Source organism: Micromonospora sp. CMU55-4 (genome assembly GCF_011602315.1).
Taxonomy (GTDB): domain Bacteria; phylum Actinomycetota; class Actinomycetes; order Mycobacteriales; family Micromonosporaceae; genus Micromonospora; species Micromonospora chalcea.
In genome coordinates this window covers 1-260 of the sequence record NZ_JAAOLH010000068.1, presented here as the reverse complement: position 1 = coordinate 260, position 260 = coordinate 1, and the positions used below count along the sequence as shown (strand labels likewise).

Sequence of the window (260 nt, the reverse complement as noted above, 5' to 3'; positions counted from 1 at the left end):
CGGCGCCACCGTCGCCCTCGGCGTTGTTGTCGACGAGCTTCACATTGTCCAGGTAGGCGCTGCCGCCGCGCTCGACCAGCAGCGCGCCGCCGTCACCCTCGACCCGCTTGTCGTCGTCCTTGCCGCCGTTCGTGCCGTCGGCGACGGGCGTGGCAGCGGCGGCCGTGGTCGCCGCGGCCGGAGCCGCGACAGCCGGAGCGGCCGGGGCCGCCACCGCCGGGGCGGCCGCCGGCGCGGCGGCCGGCGGCTGGCCGCCACCC

The 260-nt window shown here is 80.0% G+C and carries 1 pseudogene; it reads right to left on the bottom strand.

The window, feature by feature from the left end:
- Nucleotides 1-260: pseudogene (locus tag HA073_RS30280) on the bottom strand (hypothetical protein); the annotation flags it as partial.